This is a genomic window from Streptomyces sp. CB01201, assembly GCF_002803085.1.
GTDB classification, from domain to species: Bacteria; Actinomycetota; Actinomycetes; order Streptomycetales; family Streptomycetaceae; genus Streptomyces; species Streptomyces hundungensis.
In genome coordinates this window covers 38,968-60,094 of record NZ_NNBJ01000017.1, presented here as the reverse complement: position 1 = coordinate 60,094, position 21,127 = coordinate 38,968, and the positions used below count along the sequence as shown (strand labels likewise).

The 21,127-nt window shown below is 70.7% G+C and carries 19 protein-coding genes and 1 tRNA gene; 16 read left to right on the top strand and 4 right to left on the bottom strand.

The features are described 5' to 3' along the window. The 4 genes from CG740_RS30035 (at position 1) to CG740_RS30020 (ending at position 3,622) form a co-directional block, all read left to right on the top strand. Positions 1-1,161: an acyl-CoA dehydrogenase family protein gene (locus CG740_RS30035; RefSeq protein ID WP_100578425.1), complete on the top strand. Its 1,161-nt coding sequence runs from the start codon at positions 1-3 to the stop codon at positions 1,159-1,161. 91 nt (positions 1,162-1,252) lie between these two features. Next, positions 1,253-1,450 carry a hypothetical protein gene (locus CG740_RS30030; RefSeq protein WP_100578424.1) on the top strand — a complete coding sequence of 66 codons (198 nt, stop codon included), beginning with the start codon at positions 1,253-1,255 and terminating at the stop codon, positions 1,448-1,450. 50 nt (positions 1,451-1,500) lie between these two features. Then, a complete protein-coding gene (locus tag CG740_RS30025; protein ID WP_199846619.1) occupies positions 1,501-2,163 on the top strand; it encodes a GNAT family N-acetyltransferase in 663 nt (220 codons plus the stop codon). Positions 2,164-2,632: 469 nt separating this feature from the next. Continuing rightward, positions 2,633-3,622, top strand: a complete 990-nt coding sequence (locus CG740_RS30020; RefSeq protein WP_100578519.1) for an ABC transporter substrate-binding protein — start codon at positions 2,633-2,635, stop codon at positions 3,620-3,622. Positions 3,623-3,692: 70 nt separating this feature from the next. Here the strand turns inward: CG740_RS30020 and CG740_RS30015 are convergent, their stop codons facing one another. Then, positions 3,693-5,285, bottom strand: a complete 1,593-nt coding sequence (locus tag CG740_RS30015) for a beta-N-acetylhexosaminidase (RefSeq protein WP_100578423.1) — start codon at positions 5,283-5,285, stop codon at positions 3,693-3,695. Positions 5,286-5,446: 161 nt separating this feature from the next. On the opposite strand from CG740_RS30015, the gene CG740_RS30010 reads away from it, so the two are divergent. The 3 genes from CG740_RS30010 to glmS all read left to right on the top strand — a co-directional run bounded on the left by CG740_RS30010 (position 5,447) and on the right by glmS (position 8,650). Then, positions 5,447-6,358: a DUF4429 domain-containing protein gene (locus tag CG740_RS30010; protein ID WP_100578422.1), complete on the top strand. Its 912-nt coding sequence runs from the start codon at positions 5,447-5,449 to the stop codon at positions 6,356-6,358. Between the two features lie 109 nt (positions 6,359-6,467). Continuing rightward, positions 6,468-6,749: a hypothetical protein gene (locus CG740_RS30005; protein WP_100578421.1), complete on the top strand. Its 282-nt coding sequence runs from the start codon at positions 6,468-6,470 to the stop codon at positions 6,747-6,749. Between the two features lie 83 nt (positions 6,750-6,832). Next, the gene (glmS, locus tag CG740_RS30000; protein WP_100578420.1) at positions 6,833-8,650 is read left to right on the top strand and encodes a glutamine--fructose-6-phosphate transaminase (isomerizing); all 1,818 of its coding nucleotides are present in this window, start codon (positions 6,833-6,835) and stop codon (positions 8,648-8,650) included. Between the two features lie 107 nt (positions 8,651-8,757). Here the strand turns inward: glmS and CG740_RS29995 are convergent, their stop codons facing one another. Both CG740_RS29995 and CG740_RS29990 read right to left on the bottom strand, forming a co-directional pair. Next, entirely contained in the window at positions 8,758-9,327 is a 570-nt protein-coding gene (locus CG740_RS29995) for a GPR1/FUN34/YaaH family transporter (RefSeq protein WP_100578419.1), read from the bottom strand. Between the two features lie 166 nt (positions 9,328-9,493). Next, complete coding sequence (locus tag CG740_RS29990) at positions 9,494-10,015, bottom strand: universal stress protein (protein ID WP_100578418.1); 522 nt, start codon at positions 10,013-10,015, stop codon at positions 9,494-9,496. 447 nt (positions 10,016-10,462) lie between these two features. Here CG740_RS29990 and CG740_RS29985 point away from each other — a divergent pair, with 447 nt between their 5' ends. The 4 genes from CG740_RS29985 to CG740_RS29970 all read left to right on the top strand — a co-directional run bounded on the left by CG740_RS29985 (position 10,463) and on the right by CG740_RS29970 (position 13,243). Next, on the top strand, positions 10,463-10,786 hold the full coding sequence (locus CG740_RS29985) for a hypothetical protein (protein ID WP_100578518.1): 324 nt from the start codon (positions 10,463-10,465) through the stop codon (positions 10,784-10,786). A gap of 387 nt (positions 10,787-11,173) precedes the next feature. After that, entirely contained in the window at positions 11,174-12,424 is a 1,251-nt protein-coding gene (locus CG740_RS29980) for a helix-turn-helix domain-containing protein (RefSeq protein WP_100578417.1), read from the top strand. Positions 12,425-12,434: 10 nt separating this feature from the next. Beyond that, positions 12,435-13,037: an oligoribonuclease gene (gene orn / locus CG740_RS29975; RefSeq protein ID WP_100578416.1), complete on the top strand. Its 603-nt coding sequence runs from the start codon at positions 12,435-12,437 to the stop codon at positions 13,035-13,037. Positions 13,038-13,170: 133 nt separating this feature from the next. Next, positions 13,171-13,243 (top strand) — tRNA-His (locus CG740_RS29970). A gap of 72 nt (positions 13,244-13,315) precedes the next feature. Here the strand turns inward: CG740_RS29970 and CG740_RS29965 are convergent. Beyond that, positions 13,316-14,347, bottom strand: coding sequence for a LacI family DNA-binding transcriptional regulator (locus tag CG740_RS29965; RefSeq protein ID WP_234376552.1), 1,032 nt, complete (start codon positions 14,345-14,347; stop codon positions 13,316-13,318). A gap of 252 nt (positions 14,348-14,599) precedes the next feature. On the opposite strand from CG740_RS29965, the gene CG740_RS29960 reads away from it, so the two are divergent. The 5 genes from CG740_RS29960 (at position 14,600) to aspT (ending at position 21,127) form a co-directional block, all read left to right on the top strand. Next, the gene (locus tag CG740_RS29960; RefSeq protein ID WP_234376551.1) at positions 14,600-15,919 is read left to right on the top strand and encodes an ABC transporter substrate-binding protein; all 1,320 of its coding nucleotides are present in this window, start codon (positions 14,600-14,602) and stop codon (positions 15,917-15,919) included. Positions 15,920-15,921: 2 nt separating this feature from the next. Next, on the top strand, positions 15,922-16,920 hold the full coding sequence (locus CG740_RS29955) for a carbohydrate ABC transporter permease (RefSeq protein ID WP_100578413.1): 999 nt from the start codon (positions 15,922-15,924) through the stop codon (positions 16,918-16,920). Continuing rightward, a complete protein-coding gene (locus CG740_RS29950) occupies positions 16,878-17,759 on the top strand; it encodes a carbohydrate ABC transporter permease (protein ID WP_100578412.1) in 882 nt (293 codons plus the stop codon). Before CG740_RS29955 ends, CG740_RS29950 begins: the two co-directional genes overlap by 43 nt. A gap of 74 nt (positions 17,760-17,833) precedes the next feature. Continuing rightward, positions 17,834-19,261, top strand: a complete 1,428-nt coding sequence (locus CG740_RS29945) for a glycoside hydrolase family 1 protein (protein WP_100578411.1) — start codon at positions 17,834-17,836, stop codon at positions 19,259-19,261. Between the two features lie 180 nt (positions 19,262-19,441). Then, positions 19,442-21,127, top strand: coding sequence for an aspartate-alanine antiporter (gene aspT / locus CG740_RS29940; protein ID WP_100578410.1), 1,686 nt, complete (start codon positions 19,442-19,444; stop codon positions 21,125-21,127).

The following is a 21,127-nucleotide window of genomic DNA, read 5'->3' as shown; positions in this document are numbered from 1 at the left end:
ATGCCCCTCGACCACCGCCTCACTGCCGAGCACGAGGAACTCCGCCGTACCGTCGAGGAGTTCGCGCACGACGTCGTCGCCCCGAAGATCGGCGACTTCTACGAGCGCCACGAGTTCCCGTACGAGATCGTCCGCGAGATGGGCCGCATGGGCCTGTTCGGGCTGCCCTTCCCCGAGGAGTACGGCGGCATGGGCGGCGACTACCTCGCGCTCGGCATCGCCCTGGAGGAGCTGGCCCGGGTCGACTCGTCGGTGGCGATCACCCTGGAGGCGGGCGTCTCGCTCGGCGCGATGCCGGTCTTCCGGTTCGGCACGGAGGAGCAGAAGCGCCAGTGGCTGCCGAAGCTGTGCTCCGGGGAGCTGCTGGGCGCGTTCGGCCTGACCGAGCCGGACTGCGGCTCGGACGCGGGCGGCACGCGCACCACGGCGGTGCGGGACGGCGACGAGTGGGTCATCAACGGCTCGAAGTGCTTCATCACCAACTCCGGTACGGACATCACGGGCCTGGTCACCGTCACGGCGGTCACCGGCCGCAAGGACGACGGCCGCCCGCTGATCTCCTCGATCATCGTGCCGTCCGGCACGCCGGGCTTCACGGTCGCGGCGCCGTACTCGAAGGTCGGCTGGAACGCCTCGGACACCCGCGAGCTGGCGTTCTCGGACGTCCGCGTCCCGGTGGCGAACCTGCTGGGCCAGGAGGGCCGCGGTTACGCCCAGTTCCTGCGCATCCTGGACGAGGGCCGCATCGCGATCTCGGCGCTCGCGACGGGGCTCGCGCAGGGCTGTGTGGACGAGTCGCTGAAGTACGCCAAGGAGCGGCACGCGTTCGGGCGGCCGATCGGCGAGAACCAGGCCATCCAGTTCAAGATCGCGGACATGGAGCTGCGGGCCCACATGGCGCGGGTCGGCTGGCGCGACGCCGCGTCCCGGCTGGTGCACGGCGAGCCGTTCAAGAAGGAGGCGGCGCTCGCGAAGCTGTACTCCTCGACGGTGGCGGTCGACAACGCCCGGGAGGGCACGCAGATCTTCGGCGGCTACGGGTTCATGAACGAGTATCCGGTGGCCCGCATGTGGCGCGACTCCAAGATCCTGGAGATCGGCGAGGGCACGAGCGAGGTGCAGCGGATGCTGATCGCCCGCGAACTGGGTCTGCCCGCCTGACCGTTGCGCCCCTGGGCCCCGGGTCCCCCGATGGAGTGGTGGCGCACGCGTCGCCGCCGCTCCGGGGTGCCCGGGGCCCCACCCTGTCAGGGTGAACCCGCCGAACTGCCCCAATTGCGCGAGCCGTCCCCCGCTGTGGAAGGACACCTCTTCCACGGCCCCGGGCGCCGCGGACCGCTGGCACTGGCACTGCACGGCCTGCCGCCGCAGCTACGAGCCGAGCGCCTCCCACAAGGTCCGCTTCACCTACGCCCCCCTGACCCGCCAGGCGTCCCTGCTGGGCAGGTAGGGGCGGGCTATTCGTTCGACAGGGGCGGCTCGGCCCGGCAGAGTCTTTTCATGGCACCCCCGCTCGCAGAACCGAACCCCTGGTGGCCCCTGTACGGCCTCCGCATACACACCCCTCGCCTCGAACTGCGCCTGCCCGAGGGCGAGTTGCTGTCCGAGCTGGCCCAGGTGGCGGCTGACGGTCTGCACGAACCGGACCGTATGCCGTTCTCCGTCCCGTGGACCGACGGCTCCCCCGCCGACCGCGGCCGGGCCACCTATCAGAACGTCCTGTCCACCATTGCCAATTGGTCCCCGGACAACTGGCACCTGAGCCTCGCCGTGCTGCACGAGGGGAGGGCGGTCGGCCGCCAGGACCTGATGGGGCGGCGCTTCGCGGTGACTCGCGAGGTGGAGACGGGGTCCTGGGTAGGGCTCGCCCACCAGGGCCGGGGCATCGGCACGGAGATGCGGGCCGCGGCTCTGCACTTGGCGTTCGCCGGGCTCGGCGCGCGCGCCGCGGTGTCGGCGGCGATGGCCGACAACCCGCGCTCTCTCGGCGTCTCGCGCCGCCTCGGCTACCGCGACGACGGGCTCACCACGACCGTCGTACGCGACCGGCCCGCCACGTTGTGCCGGCTGCGGCTTGATCGGGTGGAGTGGGAGAGGGTGCGGACGATGGAGGTCCGGGTCACGGGGCTCGCCCCGTGCCGCGCCGAGTTCGGCACCCCGTAGCCCGCCGAGGCTCCGCCCCCTGCACCCCCGTTCGCGCCTGAACGGCGCTCGTCCTCAATCGCCGGACGGGCTGAGGATGCCCATGCCACCGGCACTGCCAGGGGCGCGGGGAACTGCGCGACCAGCCACGCACGGTGGACGGACGAGTACGGGGTCAGGGGCGCGGGGAACTGCGCGAACGGCCCCCACGGTCCGCAGTCGGAAGCAGGGGGCCCGGGGCGCAGCCCCGGAAGCCCACCCGCTCGCACCCCACCCCCGGAGCCACGCGGCGGAGCCGCAATGTGGCACAGCCGGGAGGGGGCGGGGAGGGGCCGAAGGAGGGAGGGCCGAGCCGGCGTCGAAGCTAAGGGTAGGCTTACCTACGCATCCAGCCAGTGGCCGATTCCCGGCCCGTACGTACGAAAGCGGACCCCGTATGCCCCTCTCCCGAGCCCGAGCCTCCCTGCCCACCCGTCGCGGCCTGCTGGCCATGGGCGGTGCGATCGGTGCCGGTGTCGCGCTGGCCGCCTGCGGGGGCGGCGGCGACCAGAAGAGCGGGGCGGCGGATGGCGGCACGGGAGCCGGCGCGTCCGGGCCCTGGTCGTTCAAGGACGACCGCGGCAAGACCGCCGAGACCAAGTCCACGCCGAAGAACATCGTGGCCTACACCGGCACCGCGGCCGCCCTGTTCGACTACGGGATCCAGGTCAAGGGCGTCTTCGGGCCGACGAAGACCAAGGACGGCAAGCCCGACGTCCAGGCCGGCGACCTCGACATCAGCAAGGTCGAGATCATCGGCAACGTCTACGGCGAGTTCAGCGTCGAGAAGTACGCGGCCCTGGCGCCCGACGTGCTGATCACGGACATGTGGCAGAAGGACGTCCTCTGGTACGTGCCCGACAACAGCAAGGACAAGATCCTCAAGCTGGCGCCGAGCGTCGCCCTGTGGGCGGCCGACCAGAGCATGACCACGGCCCTCCAGCGCCGGGCCGACCTCGCCAAGTCCCTCGGCGCGGACCTGAACGCGAAGAAGTTCACCGACGCGAAGGCCGCCTTCGAGAAGGCCTCCGCCCGCCTGCGCGCGGCGGCCAAGGCCAACCCCGGGATCCGGGTGCTGCTCGGCTCCGCGAGCCCCGACCTGTTCTACGTGTCCGAGGCCAAGCGCAGCTGCGACACCCGCTACTTCCAGGAGCTGGGCGTCGAGTTCGTCACCCCGAAGGTCGACTCGCAGGGCTTCTTCGAGTCGCTCAGCTGGGAGAACGTCGGCAAGTACCCGGCCGACGTGATCCTCATGGACAACCGCACCGGCACCCTCCAGCCCGCCGACCTCGGCAACAAGCCGACCTGGGGGCAGCTGCCCGCGGTCAAGGCCCACCAGGTCGTGCCGCGCCTGACCGAGCCGATCTACTCCTACGCGCGCGTGGCCCCCATCGTCGACGCCCTCGCCGAGACGATCGAGAAGGCCAGGAAGGTCGCGTGACACGACGGTGCCGGGGCCCCTTTCCACGGCCTCGGCACCGTCCTCGTACAGCGGACCTCGGATCGAGGGATCACACCCAGGGCACCACCGGCGAGCGGTAGAAGTCGATGCCGAGCGCGGTCATGCGCGGGCCCTGCTGGGCGAGCCGCACCTTGTACGTCGCCCAGTCGTGCGTGGACTGCGGCGACCAGCCGATCTCGGCGATCCCCTGGAGCCTCGGGAACGCCATGTACTCGATCTGCGCGCTGTTGCTGAGCGTCTCCGACCAGATCGGGGCCTCCACCCCGAGCACGGCCTCGGCGGGCACGCCCTTGACGAAGGTGTCCGGGTCCCAGGAATAGGACTTGTCGACCTCGACGTACCCGGCCCAGTTGGTGCCGAGCGGGGACTTCGCGTCGTACTTCATGTCGAGGTAGGCGCGGTTCGCCGGTGACATCACGAGCCGGGTGCCGGCCTGGGCCGCGGCCGCGACCTCCGGCTCGTTGCCGAGCGTGCCCCAGTACTGGGCGACGGCGCCCTCCACCGGGGTGGCCTCGGTGATCTGGTGCCAGGCCATCACGGTCTTGCCGTACTTGCCGACGACCGGCTGCGCCTTGTCCATGAAGGTGGCGTAGTCCTGCTTCGAGGTGGATTCCGCCTCGTCCCCGCCGATGTGGACGTACCGTCCCGGGGTCAGGGCGGCGACCTCGCGCACCACGTCGTCGAAGAACTTGTACGTCACGTCCTTGGGCACGCACAGCGAGCTGAACCCGACCCTGGTGCCCGTGTACAGCGGCGGCGCGACGCCGTTGCAGTTCAGCTCGGCGTACGAGGCCAGCGCCGCGTTGCTGTGTCCCGGGGTGTCGATCTCGGGCACGACCTCCATGTAGCGCGAGGAGGCGTAGGCGAGGATCGCCCGGTAGTCGGCCTTGGTGTAGTAACCGCCCTTGCCGCCGCCGACCTGGGTCTGGCCGCCGTAGGTGGCGAGCCTCGGCCAGGAGTCGATGGCGATGCGCCAGCCCTGGTCGTCGCTGAGGTGCAGATGCAGCTCGTTGATCTTGTAGAGGGCCAACTGGTCGACGTACCGCTTGACCTGGTCGACGGTGAAGAAGTGCCGCGAGACATCGATCATCGCGCCCCGGTAGGCATAGCGCGGGGAGTCGGTGATCGTGCCGCCCGCGATCTGCCAGGGGCCGGTCTGCCTGGTCTTCTTCTCGACGTTGGCCGGCAGCAGTTGCCGCAGGGTCTGCACGCCGTGGAAGAGCCCGGCCGGTTCGTTGGCGGCGATGGTGACCGAGCCGCGGGCCGAGGTGAGCCGGTAGCCCTCGTCGCCGAGGCCGTCGTCGTGGGCGCCGAGCAGCAGCCGGATGCCGTCGTTGCCCCCGGCCGAGGTCACCGGCAGGGCGTAGCCGGTGGAGGGGCGGAGCACGCCCGCCAGGTAGTCGCCGATGCGCTGGGCCTCGGCGGAGCCCCCGGCCACCCTGATCCTGGTGCCGGAGGCGATCGTGTACGGCGTGCCGCCGGGCGAGACGGAGGCGGGGGCGGGCACGATCTGGCCCAGCGGGCGGGGGGTGCCCGCCGCGGCGGGGGCCGCCGACGCCCCGACACTGGCGAGCCCGGCACCCGCCACCAGGACGAGCGAGCCGAGGAGCCGGGCGAATGTCCTGCGCTGACCATGTCTCACAAGCGGTTCCCTTCCAAGGGGTCGCGCAACTGTGGGGGCTGAGCAACCGAACACTTCCCATGGGACCCGCGGACCCAGCCGGGGTCAAGACGGCGGCCGGTGCGGCGGTGGGACTCAAGTAGGTCGATCATGGCCCCAGTTGCCGGTGGAACAATCCCTCCATGGCGGAAATCATCCAGAAGGACGGCACCTGGGCGTTCGACGGCGACACGCTGCGGATCGTGCCGGGCAGCGACAAGTCGGTCGGCCTGCTCCGCAGGACGCTGGGGGAGGTCGCGGTGCCGCTGCGGGCGGTGGCGGGCATCGCGTACGAGGCGGGGCGCAAGAGCGGGCGGCTCAGGCTGCGGCTGCGGGACGGGGCCGATCCGCTGCTCCAGGTCACCGGCGGCAAGCTGCCGGACGGCTCGGACCCGTACGTACTCGCGGTGGAGACCCGGACCGCCGGGGTGGCCGAATACCTGGTCGACGAGATACGCAACGCGCTGCTGCTCGACGAGGTGCCGGACGGGCCGGTGGACGCCTACCTCCTGCCGGGGCCCGCGCTGCCGATGACGGTGGGCGCCGGGGACGGCACGGTCACCTTCGACGGCCGCACGGTCCGGCTGGAATGGACCTGGCACACCGACGACAAGAAGACCGCGGCCGGACCGGTCTCACTGCCCCTCGACGATCTGACCGACGTGGTCTGGCAGCCGGCCCGCGGCCTGAGCGACGGCTATCTGCGCTTCGTCACCACACCGCACGCCCCGCGCCTCAGCCCGGCGCACGATCCGATGGCCGTGGAGCTGAACGGCTTCAAGAAGGACCCGCTGATGGCGCTGCTCGCCTCGGCGGTCGTGGCGCGCCTGCCGCATCCGCACGCCCCGGCACGCGAGCTCGCCGCCGCGCCCAGGGCCCTGGAGTCCGCACCCAAGGCCCTGGAGTCCGCACCCGCGGCTCCCGCAGCACCCGCGGCCGAGGACCACGACGTGCTGCTCCGCCGGCTGCGGGAGCTGGGCGAACTGCACCGCGGCGGTGTTCTGACGGACGAGGAGTTCGCCGCGGCCAAGCAAGCGGTCCTGAAGCGGCTCTGAGGCCGAGCCGCACCCGATCTGGTCCAGACCAGAAGCATGATCATGAGAATCCTGCCCGGAATCGGGCAGGATTCTTGCGTAGGGCTCCGACAGCCCGCAATATCGACGAGTGCTCGAACGCCGCAACCCGTCGTCCCATGACGACCTCGTAGACCATCTGGTGCGCAGCACCGCGCTCCAGCGCGGTGAGGCCGCCCGGGTGGTGCTTGAGGTGCTGGCGTACTTCGACGAGACGTACGAGGAGTTCGTCCGTCGGCGCCACCGTGAGTTGCAGTCCGGTGGGGCCGTCAACGCGGAGATCTTCGAGCGGATCGCGGCCGAGCTGCCGCACCGCGCCGTGGCGCCACCGGAGCTGTCGCTCCGGCAGCTGCGCCGCATCGTCTACGGCTGAGCAGGCCGAGCACGACCGAGCGCCGCCGGCCCGGCCGAGCGGCACGCAGGACCTTTGTACGTCGATGGAGGGGAAGAGACTTCATGTGCGGGATCGTCGGTTATATCGGTAAGCGCGATGTGGCTCCGCTGCTGCTGGAAGGCTTGCAGCGGCTGGAGTACCGGGGTTACGACTCGGCGGGCGTCGTCGTCAACAGCCCCAAGTCCGGGGCCCTGAAGATGGTCAAGGCCAAGGGCCGCGTCCGCGACCTGGAGGCCCGCGTCCCCAAGCGCTTCGCCGGCACCACGGGCATCGCCCACACCCGCTGGGCCACCCACGGCGCCCCCTCCGACGTGAACTCGCACCCGCACCTGGACCCCGAGAACAAGGTCGCCGTCGTCCACAACGGCATCGTCGACAACGCCGCCGACCTGCGCGCCAAGCTGGAGGCCGAGGGCGTCGTCTTCGCCTCCGAGACCGACACCGAGGTCATCACCCACCTGATCGCCCGCTCCCTCGCCGACTCCCTGGAGGAGAAGGTCCGCGAGGCGCTCAAGGTCATCGAGGGCACCTACGGCATCGCCGTGATGCACGCCGACTTCGCCGACCGCATCGTGGTCGCCCGCAACGGCTCCCCGGTCATCCTCGGCATTGGCGAGAAGGAGATGCTCGTCGCCTCCGACGTGGCCGCCCTCATCGCCCACACCCGCCAGGTCGTCACCCTCAACGACGGCGAGATGGCGACCCTGAAGGCCGACGACTTCCGGACGTACACGACCTCGGGCACCCAGACCAACGCCACCCCCGAGACCGTCGAGTGGGAGGCCGCCTCCTTCGACATGGGCGGCCACGACACGTACATGCACAAGGAGATGAGCGAGCAGGCCGAGGCCGTCGACCGCGTCCTGCGCGGCCGTATCGACGACCGGTTCTCGACCGTTCACCTCGGTGGCCTGAACCTGGACGCCCGCGAGGCCCGCGGGGTGCGCCGCATCAAGATCCTCGGCTGCGGCACCAGCTACCACGCGGGCCTGATCGGCGCCGGCCTCATCGAGGAGCTGGCCCGCATCCCCGCGGACGCCGAGCCGGCCTCCGAGTTCCGCTACCGCAACCCGGTGGTGGACCCCGACACCCTGTACATCGCGGTCTCCCAGTCCGGCGAGACCTACGACGTGCTCGCGGCCGTGCAGGAACTCAAGCGCAAGGGCGCCCGCGTCCTCGGCGTCGTGAACGTCGTCGGCTCGGCCATCGCCCGCGAGGCGGACGGCGGCACCTATGTGCACGCCGGGCCCGAGGTCTGCGTCGTGTCCACCAAGTGCTTCACCAACACGGTCGTCGCCTTCGCGCTGCTCGCCCTGCACCTCGGCCGGATCCGCGACCTGTCGGTCGCCGACGGCAAGCGGATCATCGAGGGCCTGCGCAAGCTGCCCGCGCAGATCGAGGAGATCCTGGCCATGGAGCCGGAGATCGAGAAGCTGGCCCAGGAGTACGCGGGCGCCCAGTCGATGATGTTCATCGGGCGCGTCCGCGGCTACCCGGTCGCCCTGGAGGCCTCCCTGAAGCTCAAGGAGATCTCCTACATCCACGCCGAGGCCTACCCCGCCTCCGAGCTGAAGCACGGCCCGCTCGCGCTGATCGAGCCCGCGCTGCCCACGGTCGCGATCGTCCCCAACGACGACCTCCTGGAGAAGAACCGCGCCGCCCTTGAGGAGATCAAGGCCCGCAGCGGCCGCATCCTCGCGGTCGCGCACCAGAACCAGGAGAAGGCCGACCACACCATCGTCGTGCCGAAGAACGAGGACGAGCTGGACCCGATCCTCATGGGCATCCCGCTCCAACTCTTCGCGTACCACACGGCGTTGGCGATGGGCCGGGACATCGACAAGCCGCGCAACCTGGCCAAGTCGGTCACCGTCGAGTAGTCGGTACGGCTCGCGCGGAACAGCACACGAAAGAGCGACCCCCGTCATCGCGGCGGGGGTCGCCCTTGTGTGTGCCGGTGCTGCCCGGGCACCGGCCGCGGCTGCCGTCAGCCGGTGGCCGTCACTCCCCGGCCGGCAGCGCGTCGGGGCAGGGCGGTCGGCCACTTGGCGAGCGCGGCCGTCGCCCCGTACCAGGCCACGGCGCCGGCGGCCACGGCCACCCAGCCGGCCGCCTTGCCGAGCGAGGAACTGGTGGCGAACTGGCCCACGGCGAGCAGCACCAGAGCCAGGCAGAGCAGTCCGTACGTGCCCTGGCGCAGCAGCCCGGCACCGGCCGAGCCCGCCGCCAGGCTGAGCGCCAGGAGGGCGAAGAGGACCAGGAAGAGGCCGGCCGCGTTGGCCGAGAACTTGGTGTCCGCGCCGACCGCCCAGGTGAACCAGAAGGCGCCGAGGCCGGCGAAGGCGGTGCCGGTGAACGCGTCCTGGTCGCGGAAGGCGAGGACGCCGAGGACGAACAGGCCGATGCCGCCGATGTAGGTGGCGATCGAGACCGAGTCGGCCACCGTCACGCCGTCGATCACGCGGGTGTTGCCGATGCCGAAGGCCAGCAGGGTGAGGCCGAGTGCGAGGTGACCGAGCGTGGAGGTGGTGCTTCCCGCGGGAACTTCGTTGTCCACGGCGGGCTCCCTTCATGTGCGCTTGTGCTGCTTCCCAGCGTCCCTTGTCTACCCTTCACAAGGGCACAATCCACCACCTACGCAGGGGTAGATTGCCCATCCGGGCAACGAAGTTGACGCTGGGTCAGACAAACCCCCAGCAGGTCACGACCGGGACAACGCCCGATTACGGGATGACGACGACGGGCCGCTGTGCACGGCGCGCGAGGCGCCCGGCGACCGAGCCGAAGATCCGCCCGACGAGGCCGTGCGTGGAGCCCACGACGATGGCGTCCGCCGCGTACTCGCGTCCGACTTCTTCCAGTTCGTGGCAGATGTCGCCGCCGCGCTCCACCAGGATCCAGGGGACCTCGGCGAGATAGTCGGCGCAGGCGAGTTCGAGCCCGAGGACCTCGGTGCGGTGGTCGGGCACGTCTACGAAGACCGGCGGCTCGCAGCCCGCCCACACCGTGGTGGGGAGCCGGTTGGCCACATGGACGATGATCAGCCCCGAGCCGGAGCGCTTGGCCATGCCGATGGCGTAGGCGAGCGCGCGCTCACTGGACGTCGAGCCGTCGAAGCCGACGACGACGCCGTGACGGAATGCGGGATCGCAGGAATGACGTGATTCTGTCGCCGCTTGGAGGTCCGACGTGGGGTCGGCTACCTGCTTGCGGTCCGCGGGTTCGGAGAATTCGTGACCGGCCATGGGTGTCTCGGCGAAAGAGGTCCTCAGTCGAGGGACAGCGGGGACTGGTGAGCAGCAACAACGAGTCGGCGGCGGAGTCGTGTCCGGGAATCATCTTCCCAACCCCATACCCCCAAGGGTACGGCGACACTCCTCTCCTGCCCAGAGCCGCCGAACCTACTCGGCGTTCCCCGGAGCATGCACGAGCCCGCCCCGGATGGCAATGCTCGATGCGCCCTACAGCCGTCGCCCCGCGGCACCCCGGGGCCGGTCCCGGCCGCCGTGCCGATGATCTTCCAGTGACCGGAGCGGGCGCTTCCGCGTTAGGTACGCGATCACCCCGACCCCGATCAGGAAGCACCTCCCGTGCCCCCTCCCCCGGTCGCCCACTCCTCCGCTCCCGCCGCGCCGTCCGGCAGCCGCCGCCGGTCGCCGTCCGCGGCCGAAACCGTACGTACCAACCGGTCCTTGAACGCCGAACCACTCTGGTCGGCCGCCTCCCGCCCCCCTGCCGATGCCGCCGGAGACGTGGTGCGCTGGGCCGCGTTCAGCTGTCTGCTCGTACCCGTCGTGCTCGTCGTCTACGGGTCCTCTTTCGCGGGCGCGACGGGCTCCGCGCTCGGCCTGATGGCCGTGACGACGGTGTGCCGTCTGCTCCTTCGGCAGTCCGAGCGGGCGGCCGCCGAGGAACGCGCCATGCGGTCGTTCCCCGCGCCGGCGCGACGCGGCCGGGGCACCCCCGGCGGACATCGCGGTGGGCGGCACGGCGGGGGCTGTACACCCGAAGGGTGATCGGTTCGCACACCTGGACCCGTATGTTTTCGGCCAAGTTCCCCCGGTGGCGGATCCCTTGGGTAAATGGCCTGCCAACCCCCTTGCCACCAGGGGAGAAAGGACCAATGCGGCCTCTGGCACCATACGGGTACGGGCCATCCCCTTGAGGCGCACTTCCCCTACGGGGCCCGCGAGTGAAACGCTTCGTGATCGAAAGCTTCGCGCCAAGTTGCCTTGTCGACATAGCGCTGGGTGCCGGACTTGTCACGCCGGCGCCACGGGACGCAGTAGATTCGATCATGCGTATCGAAGGCTGGGGACTCGTGCAAAACCGAGGGGAAAAGTGCAGGAGCGACAGGCCCGACAAGAACGGGGAGCCGCGAACACCGAGGGGGGCTTAGCGCCATGAGCCAGGACTCCGCTGCCGCATCACCGGAGACCGCAAGGAAGCTGGCCGGCCGCCGACGCCGGGAAGTCGTCGCCGTACTGCTGTTCAGTGGCGGCCCCATCTTCGAGAGTTCGATTCCGCTCTCCGTATTCGGAATCGACCGACAGGACGCGGGAGTTCCGCGTTACAGACTGCTGGTGTGTGCCGGCGAGGAAGGACCCCTGCGGACCACAGGGGGACTCGAACTCACCGCGCCCTACGGTCTGGAAGCCATCAGCAGGGCGGGAACGGTGGTGGTGCCCGCGTGGCGTTCCATCACCTCGCCGCCCCCCGCGGCAGCGCTCGACGCGCTGCGCCGCGCACACGAGGAAGGGGCAAGGATCGTCGGGCTGTGCACCGGCGCGTTCGTGCTCGCCGCGGCCGGTCTGCTCGACGGCCGCCCGGCGACGACGCACTGGATGTACGCGCCGACACTGGCCAAGCGGTATCCATCGGTGCACGTGGATCCGAGGGAGCTCTTCGTCGACGACGGGGACGTGCTCACCTCGGCCGGAACCGCGGCCGGAATCGATCTCTGTCTGCACATCGTGCGGACGGACCACGGCAGCGAGGCGGCCGGTGCGCTGGCCCGCCGACTGGTCGTGCCGCCGCGCCGCAGTGGCGGACAGGAGCGCTATCTCGACCGGTCTTTACCGGAGGAGATCGGCTCCGACCCGCTGGCCGAGGTCGTCGCCTGGGCGCTGGAGCACCTCCACGAGCAGTTCGACGTGGAGACCCTGGCCGCGCGGGCGTACATGAGCCGCCGCACCTTCGACCGTCGTTTCCGCTCGCTGACCGGGTCGGCCCCCCTCCAGTGGCTGATCACCCAGCGGGTCCTCCAGGCCCAGCGCCTGCTGGAGACGTCCGACTACTCCGTGGACGAGGTGGCGGGCCGCTGCGGCTTCCGCTCCCCGGTCGCGCTGCGCGGGCACTTCCGCCGCCAGCTCGGCTCGTCCCCGGCGTCCTATCGCGCGGCCTACCGGGCCCGTCGTCCGCAGCCGGAACCCAGCCCGGGTCCCGTCGCGGTGCCGATGTCCGCTCCGGTGCCGGAGACCGTTCCGTCCCAGGCGCTTCCGCAGGCCCGGCGCACGGCGGCGGCCAGCGCGGTGATGGGGCCGTCCGCGACCTCGCACACCGGGCCGGAGCCGGGGAAACCCGGCTCCGATCTGTACGCCTCCGGGTACACCGGCGGCCGTCCTAGTCTGCCCGGCCAGCGGAGCGCCCCGTAGGGTAAGACGCATGAACGACCGCATGGTGTGGATCGACTGCGAGATGACCGGGCTCTCGCTGGCGGACGACGCACTCATCGAGGTGGCCGCACTGGTCACCGACTCGGAGCTGAACGTACTCGGCGAAGGGGTGGACATCGTGATCCGCCCCCCGGACGCCGCGCTGGAGACCATGCCGGAGGTGGTGCGCACCATGCACACCGCCTCCGGGCTCCTCGACGAGCTGGCCGGCGGCATCACGCTGGCGGACGCCGAGGAGCAGGTCCTGGCGTACGTACGTGAACACGTCAAGGAGCCGGGCAAGGCGCCGCTGTGCGGAAACTCGGTCGGTACCGACCGGGGCTTCCTGCTGCGGGACATGTCGACCCTGGAGTCCTACCTCCACTACCGGATCGTGGACGTGTCCTCCGTGAAGGAGCTCGCCCGCCGCTGGTATCCGCGGGCGTACTTCAACAGCCCGGACAAGAACGGCAACCACCGGGCGCTCGCGGACATCCGTGAATCCATCGCGGAGCTCCGCTACTACCGGGAGGCGGTCTTCGTGCCGCAGCCGGGCCCGGACTCGGACACCGCGAAGGCCATCGCGGCGAAGTACGTCCTGCCTGCGGAGTAGCCCTCCACAGGGGGTCCGGGAGGGTGCCTCGAAACTGGTGCACGAGCACCCTCCCGGACCCTGTACACTTTTTCTCGGCCGGTAGGGAAGCCCCCAGGGACTTCCCAAGACCACAACAGTCCGGTCATGCATGGTGGGTATAGCTCAGCTGGTAGAGCACCTGGTTGTGGTCCAGGATGTCGCGGGTTCGAGTCCCGTTACTCACCCTGATCGAAGAAGGCCCGGGCCGCGCAAGCGGTTCGGGCCTTCTTCGCGTACGGGCCCCTTCGCGTACGGATCTACGAAGAGGCCCGCACCACCAGTTCCGTCGGCAGCACCAGGCTCGGCCGGGCCGGTTCGGTCGCGGATATCTCGGCCAGGAGCAGCTCGGCCATCGCGCGGCCCATCTCCTCGATCGGCTGGCGGACGCTGGTCAGCGGCGGGTCCATGTGGCGGGCTATGGACGAGTCGTCGAAGCCGATCAGGGCGGTGTCCTCGGGGATGCGGCGGCCGTGGTCGCGCAGCACCTGGCGAGCGCCGGAGGCCATCACGTCCGAGGCGGCGAAGACGGCGTCGAGGCCGGGGGCGCGGGCCAGGAGCTCGGCCATCGCACGGCGGCCGCCCTCCTCCGTGAAGTCGGCGTGCGCGGCCAGCTCCGCGAGGCCCGCGTCCGCGAGGGCGGCCCGGTAGCCGTCCAGGCGCCTTCGGGCTCCGTACACGTCCAGCGGCCCGGTGATCGTCGCTATGGTGCGCCGGCCCCCGGCCACCAGATGGGCGACGGCGGCGCGGGCGCCCTCGAAGTTGTCGGAGTCGACCGAGGCGAGCGGCTCGTCCTCGGAGCGCCGGCCGCTGATGACGACCGGAATGCCGAGCTGTTCGAGCAGCTCGGGCAGCGGGTCGTCGGCGTGCACGGAGACCAGGAGCACGCCGTCGACGCGGTGCGAGGCGAGGTACTGGGCGAGCCTGCGCCGCTCCCGGTCGCCGCCGACCAGGGTGAGCAGGAGCTGCATCTCGGTGTCGGCGAGGGCGGCGCCCACCCCGCGCACGATGTCGGAGAAGTACGGCTCGGCGAAGAACCGGGCCTCGGGCTCGGGGACCACCAGGGCGATGGCGTCCGTGCGGTTGGCGGCGAGCGCACGGGCCGCCCTGTTGGGCACGTAGCCGAGTTCGGCCACGGCGGCCTCGACGGCGGCGCGGGTCTCCTCGCTGACCCGGGGCGAGCCGTTGATCACCCGGGACACCGTGCCCCGGCCGACTCCGGCCCGTGCGGCCACTTCTTCGAGGGTGGGCCGCCCCGCGCTCCGGGCCCTGGCCGTGCGGGCTGCTGTCACGTCTGCCTCCCCAACTCGCGCAACTGACGGTGAAAGTAACAGCCCCCGCCGGACGGAGAACGTCATCCCCTGCCGTTGCGCGGTCCCTTGACAGTCCAACAGGGAGCCGCGAACCTTCAACACATCACGGCTGGGAGCGCTCCCACAGTAGTAGGTCCATACACCTTCCGCATCCCTTCCGCCCGCGCCGACCCGCCTCAACTGGCTTGGCCCGGACGACAGTTGGAGGAAGCAATGCGCACGCGTACACGTATGTCCAGGCGGCTGGCGGCCCTCGCGGCCGTGGCCGCGCTCGGTACCGGGCTGCTCGCCGGCTGCGCCGACGACGGGAAGTCCCCGGCGGCCGACGGCTCCTCGGCGGGCGGCGGTGGGGGCGGCGGGAAGACCGTCCTGACCGTCGGCGTCTTCGGCGCCTTCGGCCTGAAGGAGGCCGGGCTCTACGACGCGTACATGAAGCTCCACCCCGACATCGAGATCAAGCAGACCTCGATCGAGCGGAACGAGAACTACTATCCGCAGCTCCTGACCCACCTCGGTTCCGGCAGCGGGCTCGCCGACATCCAGGCCGTCGAGGTCAGCAACATCGCGGAGGTCACCGCGACCCAGAGCGGCAAGCTGGAGGACCTGTCCAAGGCGTCCGGCGTGAACAAGGACGACTTCCTGCCGTGGAAGTGGGCGGAGGCCACCACCAAGGACAGCAGGACGGTGGGCCTCGGCACCGACATCGGCCCGACCGGCATCTGCTACCGCAAGGACCTGTTCGCCAAGGCCGGTCTGCCGACCGACCGGGACGCGGTGGGCAAGCTGTGGGCGGGCGACTGGAACAAGTACCTGGAGGTCGGGCGGCAGTACAAGGCGAAGGCCCCCTCGGGCACCGCCTTCGTGGACGCGGCCTCCGGCGTGCTGAACTCGATCACCGGGTCCAGCGCCACCCGCTACTACGACGCCGACGGCAAGGTCGTCTACAAGACCAACCCGGCCATAAAGCAGGCCTGGGACACCGCGGCCGCCTTCGCGACCGACGGTCTGACCGCCAAGCTCCAGCAGTTCCAGCCGACCTGGGACCAGGGCTTCGCGAACGCCTCCTTCGCCACCGTCTCCTGCCCGGCCTGGATGCTCGGCTACATCCAGGACAAGGCGGGGGCCGCCGGCAAGGACCAATGGGACGTGGCCGCCGCGCCCAAGCCCTCCAACTGGGGCGGCTCCTTCCTCACCGTGCCCTCGGCCGGCAAGCACAAGGCGGAGGCCGCCAAGCTCGCCGCCTGGCTGACCGCGCCCGCCCAGCAGGCCGTCCTGTTCGAGAAGCGCGGCAGCTTCCCGAGCGCCAAGGCGGCGTACGCGCTGCCCGCGGTCGGCAACGCCAAGCACGCCTACTTCGGCAACGCGCCGATCGGCCAGATCTTCGCCAAGGCCGCCGAGGGCACCCCGGTGCAGTTCCTCGGCCCCAAGGACCAGATCATCCAGCAGAACCTCTCCGACATCGGCATGCTCCAGGTCGAGCAGAAGGGCAAGTCGCCGCAGCAGGGCTGGGACGCCGCGGTGAAGGCGATCGACAACGCTCTGGACCAGTGACGATGGCGAGCGACACCACGGCCGCCGTGCCCTCCCCCGCCCCCGGCGGGCAGGAGGGCACGGCCCCCGGCCGGGCCCGCGCCGAGGAGCGGCGCAGCCGCCGCTACCGGCGGGACATGCGCTGGAGCCCGTACGCGCTGATCGCGCCCTTCTTCGTGTTCTTCGCGGCCTTCGGCCTCTTCCCGCTGCTCTACACCGGCTGGGCCTCGCTGCACCAGGTCGAGCTGACCTCGCCGAACGACATGACGTGGGTGGGCCTCAGGAACTTCTCGCGGCTGCTCTCGGACGACTTCTTCTGGAACGCGCTGCGCAACACCGTCACCATCGGCGTCCTCTCCACCGTGCCGCAGCTGCTCATCGCGCTCGGCATCGCGCATCTGCTCAACTACAAGCTGCGCGGCTCGATGTTCTTCCGGGTCGCCGTCCTCACCCCGTACGCCACCAGCGTGGCGGCCGCGACGCTGGTGTTCGTGCTGCTCTTCGGGCGCGACTACGGAATGGTCAACTGGGCCCTCGGGCTCGTCGGGTTCGACCACATCGACTGGCAGAACGGCGGCTGGGCACCCCAGTTCGCCGTCTCCACCATCGTCGTGTGGCGCTGGACCGGCTACAACGCGCTGATCTATCTGGCCGCGATGCAGGCGGTGCCCGCCGATCTGTACGAGTCGGCGGCGCTCGACGGGGCCTCGCGGTGGCAGCAGTTCCGGCATGTGACGATCCCGGCGCTGCGCCCGACGATCCTGTTCACGGCGGTCGTCTCGACGATCGGCGCGACCCAGCTGTTCGGTGAGCCGCTCCTGTTCAACGGTTCCGCGGGCGCCACCGGCGGCTCGGACCACCAGTTCCAGACGCTCGGCCTGTACCTGTACGAGCAGGGCTGGGTGAACCTGCACCTGGGCCGGGCCTCGGCGATCGCCTGGGCGATGTTCCTGATCCTGCTCCTCATCGGCGCGGTGAACTGGCTCGTCTCCCGCAAGTTGCGCAAGGGGATGATGAGTTGAGGGCCCAGCGCGCCGGACGCCAGCTGCACGGCGGCCGGCTCACCTACGCCGTCCTGATCGTGTTCACCGCCGGATCGCTCTTCCCGCTGATCTGGACGGCGGTGGCCGCGTCCCGCACCAACACCCGGCTCGCGCAGACCCCGCCGCCGTTCTGGTTCGGCTCCAACCTGTTCAGGAACCTCCGGATCGCCTGGACCGACGCCAACATGGGCACGGCCCTGCTCAACACGACGATCGTGGCGGGCTGCATCGCGGCCGGCACGGTCTTCTTCTCCACCCTGGCCGGCTTCGCCTTCGCCAAGCTGCGCTTCCGCTTCAAGAACCTCCTGCTGATCCTGGTGATCGGCACGATGATGGTGCCGCCGCAGCTCAGCGTCGTCCCGCTGTACATGCTGGTCGCCAAGCTGTCCTGGACCGACCAGCTCCAGGCCGTCATCCTGCCGACCCTGGTCAGCGCGTTCGGGGTGTTCTTCATGCGGCAGTACCTGGTGGAGGCGCTGCCGACCGAGCTGGTCGAGGCCGCCCGGGTGGACGGGGCGAGCAGCTGGCGGGTGGTGTGGCACATCGTGTTCCCGGTGGCCAGGCCCGCGATGGCGGTGCTCGGGATGCTGACCTTCGTGATGGCGTGGAACGACTTCTTCTGGCCGATCATCGCGCTCACCCAGAACGGCAGCCCCACCGTCCAGGTGGCCCTCACCGGGCTCGGCCGCGGCTACATCCCCGACCAGTCGGTCATCATGGCCGGCGCCCTGCTCGGCACGCTGCCGCTGCTGCTCGCGTTCGTCCTGTTCGGGCGCCAGATCGTGGGCGGGATCATGCAGGGCGCGGTCAAGGGCTAGCCCCCATCTCGGCCCCGGGGAATCTCTCGGTGGCCCCAAGTCCCGTCACCCATGCGCTTGTTGGGAGTGCCGTTATGTCCGACCGCTTTCCGCCCGGGTTCCTCTGGGGCGCCGCCACCTCCGCCTACCAGATCGAGGGGGCGGTGGCCGAGGGCGGCCGCACCCCGTCGATCTGGGACACCTTCAGCCACACCCCGGGCAGGACCGACGGCGGGGACACCGGGGACGTGGCCGTGGACCACTACCACCGGATGCGCGAGGACGTCGCGCTGATGGCGGACCTGGGCCTCACCGCGTACCGGTTCTCGGTGTCCTGGTCGCGGGTCCAGCCCACCGGGCGCGGGCCCGCCGTCCAGCTCGGCCTCGACTTCTACCGCCGCCTGGTCGACGAGCTGCTCGACCACGGCATCCAGCCCGCGCTCACCCTCTACCACTGGGACCTGCCCCAGGAGCTGGAGGACGCGGGCGGCTGGCCGGCCCGGGACACCGCGCACCGGTTCGCCGAGTACGCGGCGCTCGTCGGGGCCGCGCTCGGCGACCGGGTCGAGCACTGGATCACCCTCAACGAGCCCTGGTGCAGCGCCTTTCTGGGGTACGCATCGGGCGTGCACGCACCCGGCCGCACCGAACCGGCGGCCGCACTGCGCGCCGCCCACCACCTCAACCTGGCGCACGGCGAGGCGACTTCCGCGCTGCGAGCGGCGCTTCCGGCCCGCGACCAGATCGCGGTGAGCCTCAACTCAGCCGTCATCAGGCCGCTTTCACCGGATCCGGCGGACCTGGCCGCGGTGCGCAGGATCGACGACCTGGCCAACGGGATCTTCCACGGGCCGATGCTGCACGGCGCGTATCCGGCGAACCTGTTCGCGGACACGGCCCCGGTCACCGACTGGTCCTTCGTCCAGGACGGCGATCTGCGCGCGATCCAGCAGCCGCTGGACGCGCTCGGCCTCAACTACTACACGACCTCGCTGGTGTCGGCGGCGGACCCCCGGGGCGCGGACCCCCGGCGCGCGGACGCCCGCGCCGACGGGCACGGGGCCAGCGCGCACTCGCCGTGGCCGGGCGCCGCCTCGGTCGCCTTCCACCAGCCGCCGGGCGAGCGCACCGCGATGGGCTGGACCATCGACCCGTCGGGCCTGTACGACCTGCTCCTTCGCTACACCAAGGAGGCGCCGGGCCTGCCGCTCCTGATCACCGAGAACGGCGCGGCCTGCGAGGACGGGCCGGGCCCGGACGGCTCGGTGCACGATCCGGACCGGATCGGCTATCTGCACGACCACCTCGCGACGGTCCGCCGGGCGATGGAGGCGGGTGCGGATGTGCGGGGCTACTACCTGTGGTCCCTGATGGACAACTTCGAGTGGTCGTTCGGGTACGGCAAGCGGTTCGGCGCGGTGTACGTGGACTACGCGACCCTTGCGCGCACCCCGAAGTCGAGCGCCCGCTGGTACGCGGAGCTGGCCCGAACGGGTGAACTGCCGCTGGTGCCGAAGGCCTGACACCACGGCAGGAGCGGCACGGGGAACGGCGGCAGAGCAGTCGGCGGAAGCGGGGCGGGGCGGTGGACCGGGGTGCCGCCGCCCCCGTCCGCTGTTAATTTCGGCTTTATGCACCTTGTGTCCATATACAACCCGGTCGTCCCGTACGTCGCGCGTGCCCCCCGGCTCGGCTGAGCCGCAATGGGCATCCTCAAGGACCACCCGGAACTCGCCCTCTTCCTCTGCCTGGCGCTCGGCTACCTCGTCGGCAAGCTGCGGGCGGGGCCGATCACGCTCGGCGGCATCTGCGGCACCCTGATCGTGTCGCTCCTGATGGGCGCCTGGGCCAAGGTGCAGGTCTCCGGTGACGTCAAGACGGTCTTCTTCGCCCTGTTCATCTTCTCGCTCGGCTATCTCGCGGGCCCGCAGTTCTTCGCCAACCTCAACCGCGGCAGCCTGCGCTTCTTCACGCTGTGCCTGATCGAGCTGGTCTGCGTGCTCGGCATCGCCTTCGGCCTGGCCAAGGCCTTCGGGCTCGACGTCGGCACCGCGTCCGGCATCCTGGCCGGCGCCGCCACCGAGTCCGCGGTCGTCGGCACCGCGACCGAGGCCATCGGCAAGCTGAGCGGCCTCAGCGCGGCCCAGGTCAGCGACTACCAGGGCCATGTGGCCACCGCGTACACCGTCTGCTACCTCTTCGGCCTCATCACCATCGTCATCTACACCAGCCAGATCATGCCGATGATGCTGCGCATCAACCTGCGGGACGCGTCCCGGCAGCTGTGGGAGAAGATGCGCGGCGGCGGGGGCGAGCACGGCCTGGAGGCCGACGAGCGCGAGGCGCTGCCGGGCCTGGTGGGCCGCACCTATCTGGTGACGACGGCCGACGGACGCACCATCGGCGACCTGGAGACCTCACTCGGCGGCCGGATCACCATCGAGGCGCTGCGCCGCGGCAGCCGCGCCATCACCCCCGAACCCGGGGTCGAACTGACCCTGTCCGACCTGGTGCTCGTGGTCGGCCGGCGGGCCAACGCCATCGAGGCGGGCCGCGAGATCGGCCCCGAGACGCCCGGCATCCCGGGCCTGGACTCGCCGCTGGCCACCGCGCAGGTCGCGATGACCGAGAAGTCCGCCGACGGCAAGAGCCTGGACCAACTCCAGCGCACCCACCCGGAGTTCATCAAGCAGGGCGTGTACGTCACCGATGTGATCCGCAACGACCAGCACCTGCCGGCGAACCCGGACACCGTGCTGCGGCGCGGTGACGTCCTCACCCTGGTCGGCGCCCGCTCCGGGCTCAACAAGCTGGTCGCGAAGATCGGCGCGGTGGTCAAGAACGACGCCACCGACTTCATCTACCTCGGCCTCGGCATCGTCTGCGGCTCGCTGCTCGGCCAGATCGTGGTCCGGGCCGGTGACATCCCGCTCTCGCTCGGCACCGGCGGCGGCTGCCTGATCTCCGGTCTCGTGTTCGGCTGGTTCCGCTCCCGCAAGCAGACCTTCGGGGCGTTCCCGCCGCAGGCCGCGACCACCCTCAAGGACATGGGCCTGGCCGTCTTCATCGCCTGCACCGGCCTGGTGTCGGGGCCGCAGGCCTGGCCGCTGCTCAAGCAGTACGGGGCGCTGCTCCCGTTCGCCGGAATCGCGATGGTGCTGATCCCGGCCACCCTTTCGCTGGTCGTCGGGCGGGCCCTGCTGAAGATCGAGAAGCCGCTCCTGATCGGCGCCATCGCCGGGCAGCAGTGCTCGACGCCCGCCATCACCTCCATCACCCAGGTCGCCCAGAGCTCCGTACCGATGCTCGGCTACACCATCACGTACACGCTCTCGAACTTCCTGCTGCCCCTGACCGGTCCGGTCCTCGTCGGCGTCCTCGGAGCCTGA

Coding starts and splice junctions, on each gene's coding strand:
- CG740_RS30035 (WP_100578425.1), top strand. CDS start 1: ATGCCCCTCGACCACCGCCTCACTGCCGAGCACGAGGAACTCCGCCGT.
- CG740_RS30025 (WP_199846619.1), top strand. CDS start 1,501: ATGGCACCCCCGCTCGCAGAACCGAACCCCTGGTGGCCCCTGTACGGC.
- CG740_RS30020 (WP_100578519.1), top strand. CDS start 2,633: ATGGGCGGTGCGATCGGTGCCGGTGTCGCGCTGGCCGCCTGCGGGGGC.
- CG740_RS30010 (WP_100578422.1), top strand. CDS start 5,447: ATGGCGGAAATCATCCAGAAGGACGGCACCTGGGCGTTCGACGGCGAC.
- glmS (WP_100578420.1), top strand. CDS start 6,833: ATGTGCGGGATCGTCGGTTATATCGGTAAGCGCGATGTGGCTCCGCTG.
- CG740_RS29990 (WP_100578418.1), bottom strand. CDS start 10,015: ATGGCCGGTCACGAATTCTCCGAACCCGCGGACCGCAAGCAGGTAGCC.
- CG740_RS29980 (WP_100578417.1), top strand. CDS start 11,174: ATGAGCCAGGACTCCGCTGCCGCATCACCGGAGACCGCAAGGAAGCTG.
- orn (WP_100578416.1), top strand. CDS start 12,435: ATGAACGACCGCATGGTGTGGATCGACTGCGAGATGACCGGGCTCTCG.
- CG740_RS29960 (WP_234376551.1), top strand. CDS start 14,600: ATGTCCAGGCGGCTGGCGGCCCTCGCGGCCGTGGCCGCGCTCGGTACC.
- CG740_RS29955 (WP_100578413.1), top strand. CDS start 15,922: ATGGCGAGCGACACCACGGCCGCCGTGCCCTCCCCCGCCCCCGGCGGG.
- CG740_RS29945 (WP_100578411.1), top strand. CDS start 17,834: ATGTCCGACCGCTTTCCGCCCGGGTTCCTCTGGGGCGCCGCCACCTCC.
- aspT (WP_100578410.1), top strand. CDS start 19,442: ATGGGCATCCTCAAGGACCACCCGGAACTCGCCCTCTTCCTCTGCCTG.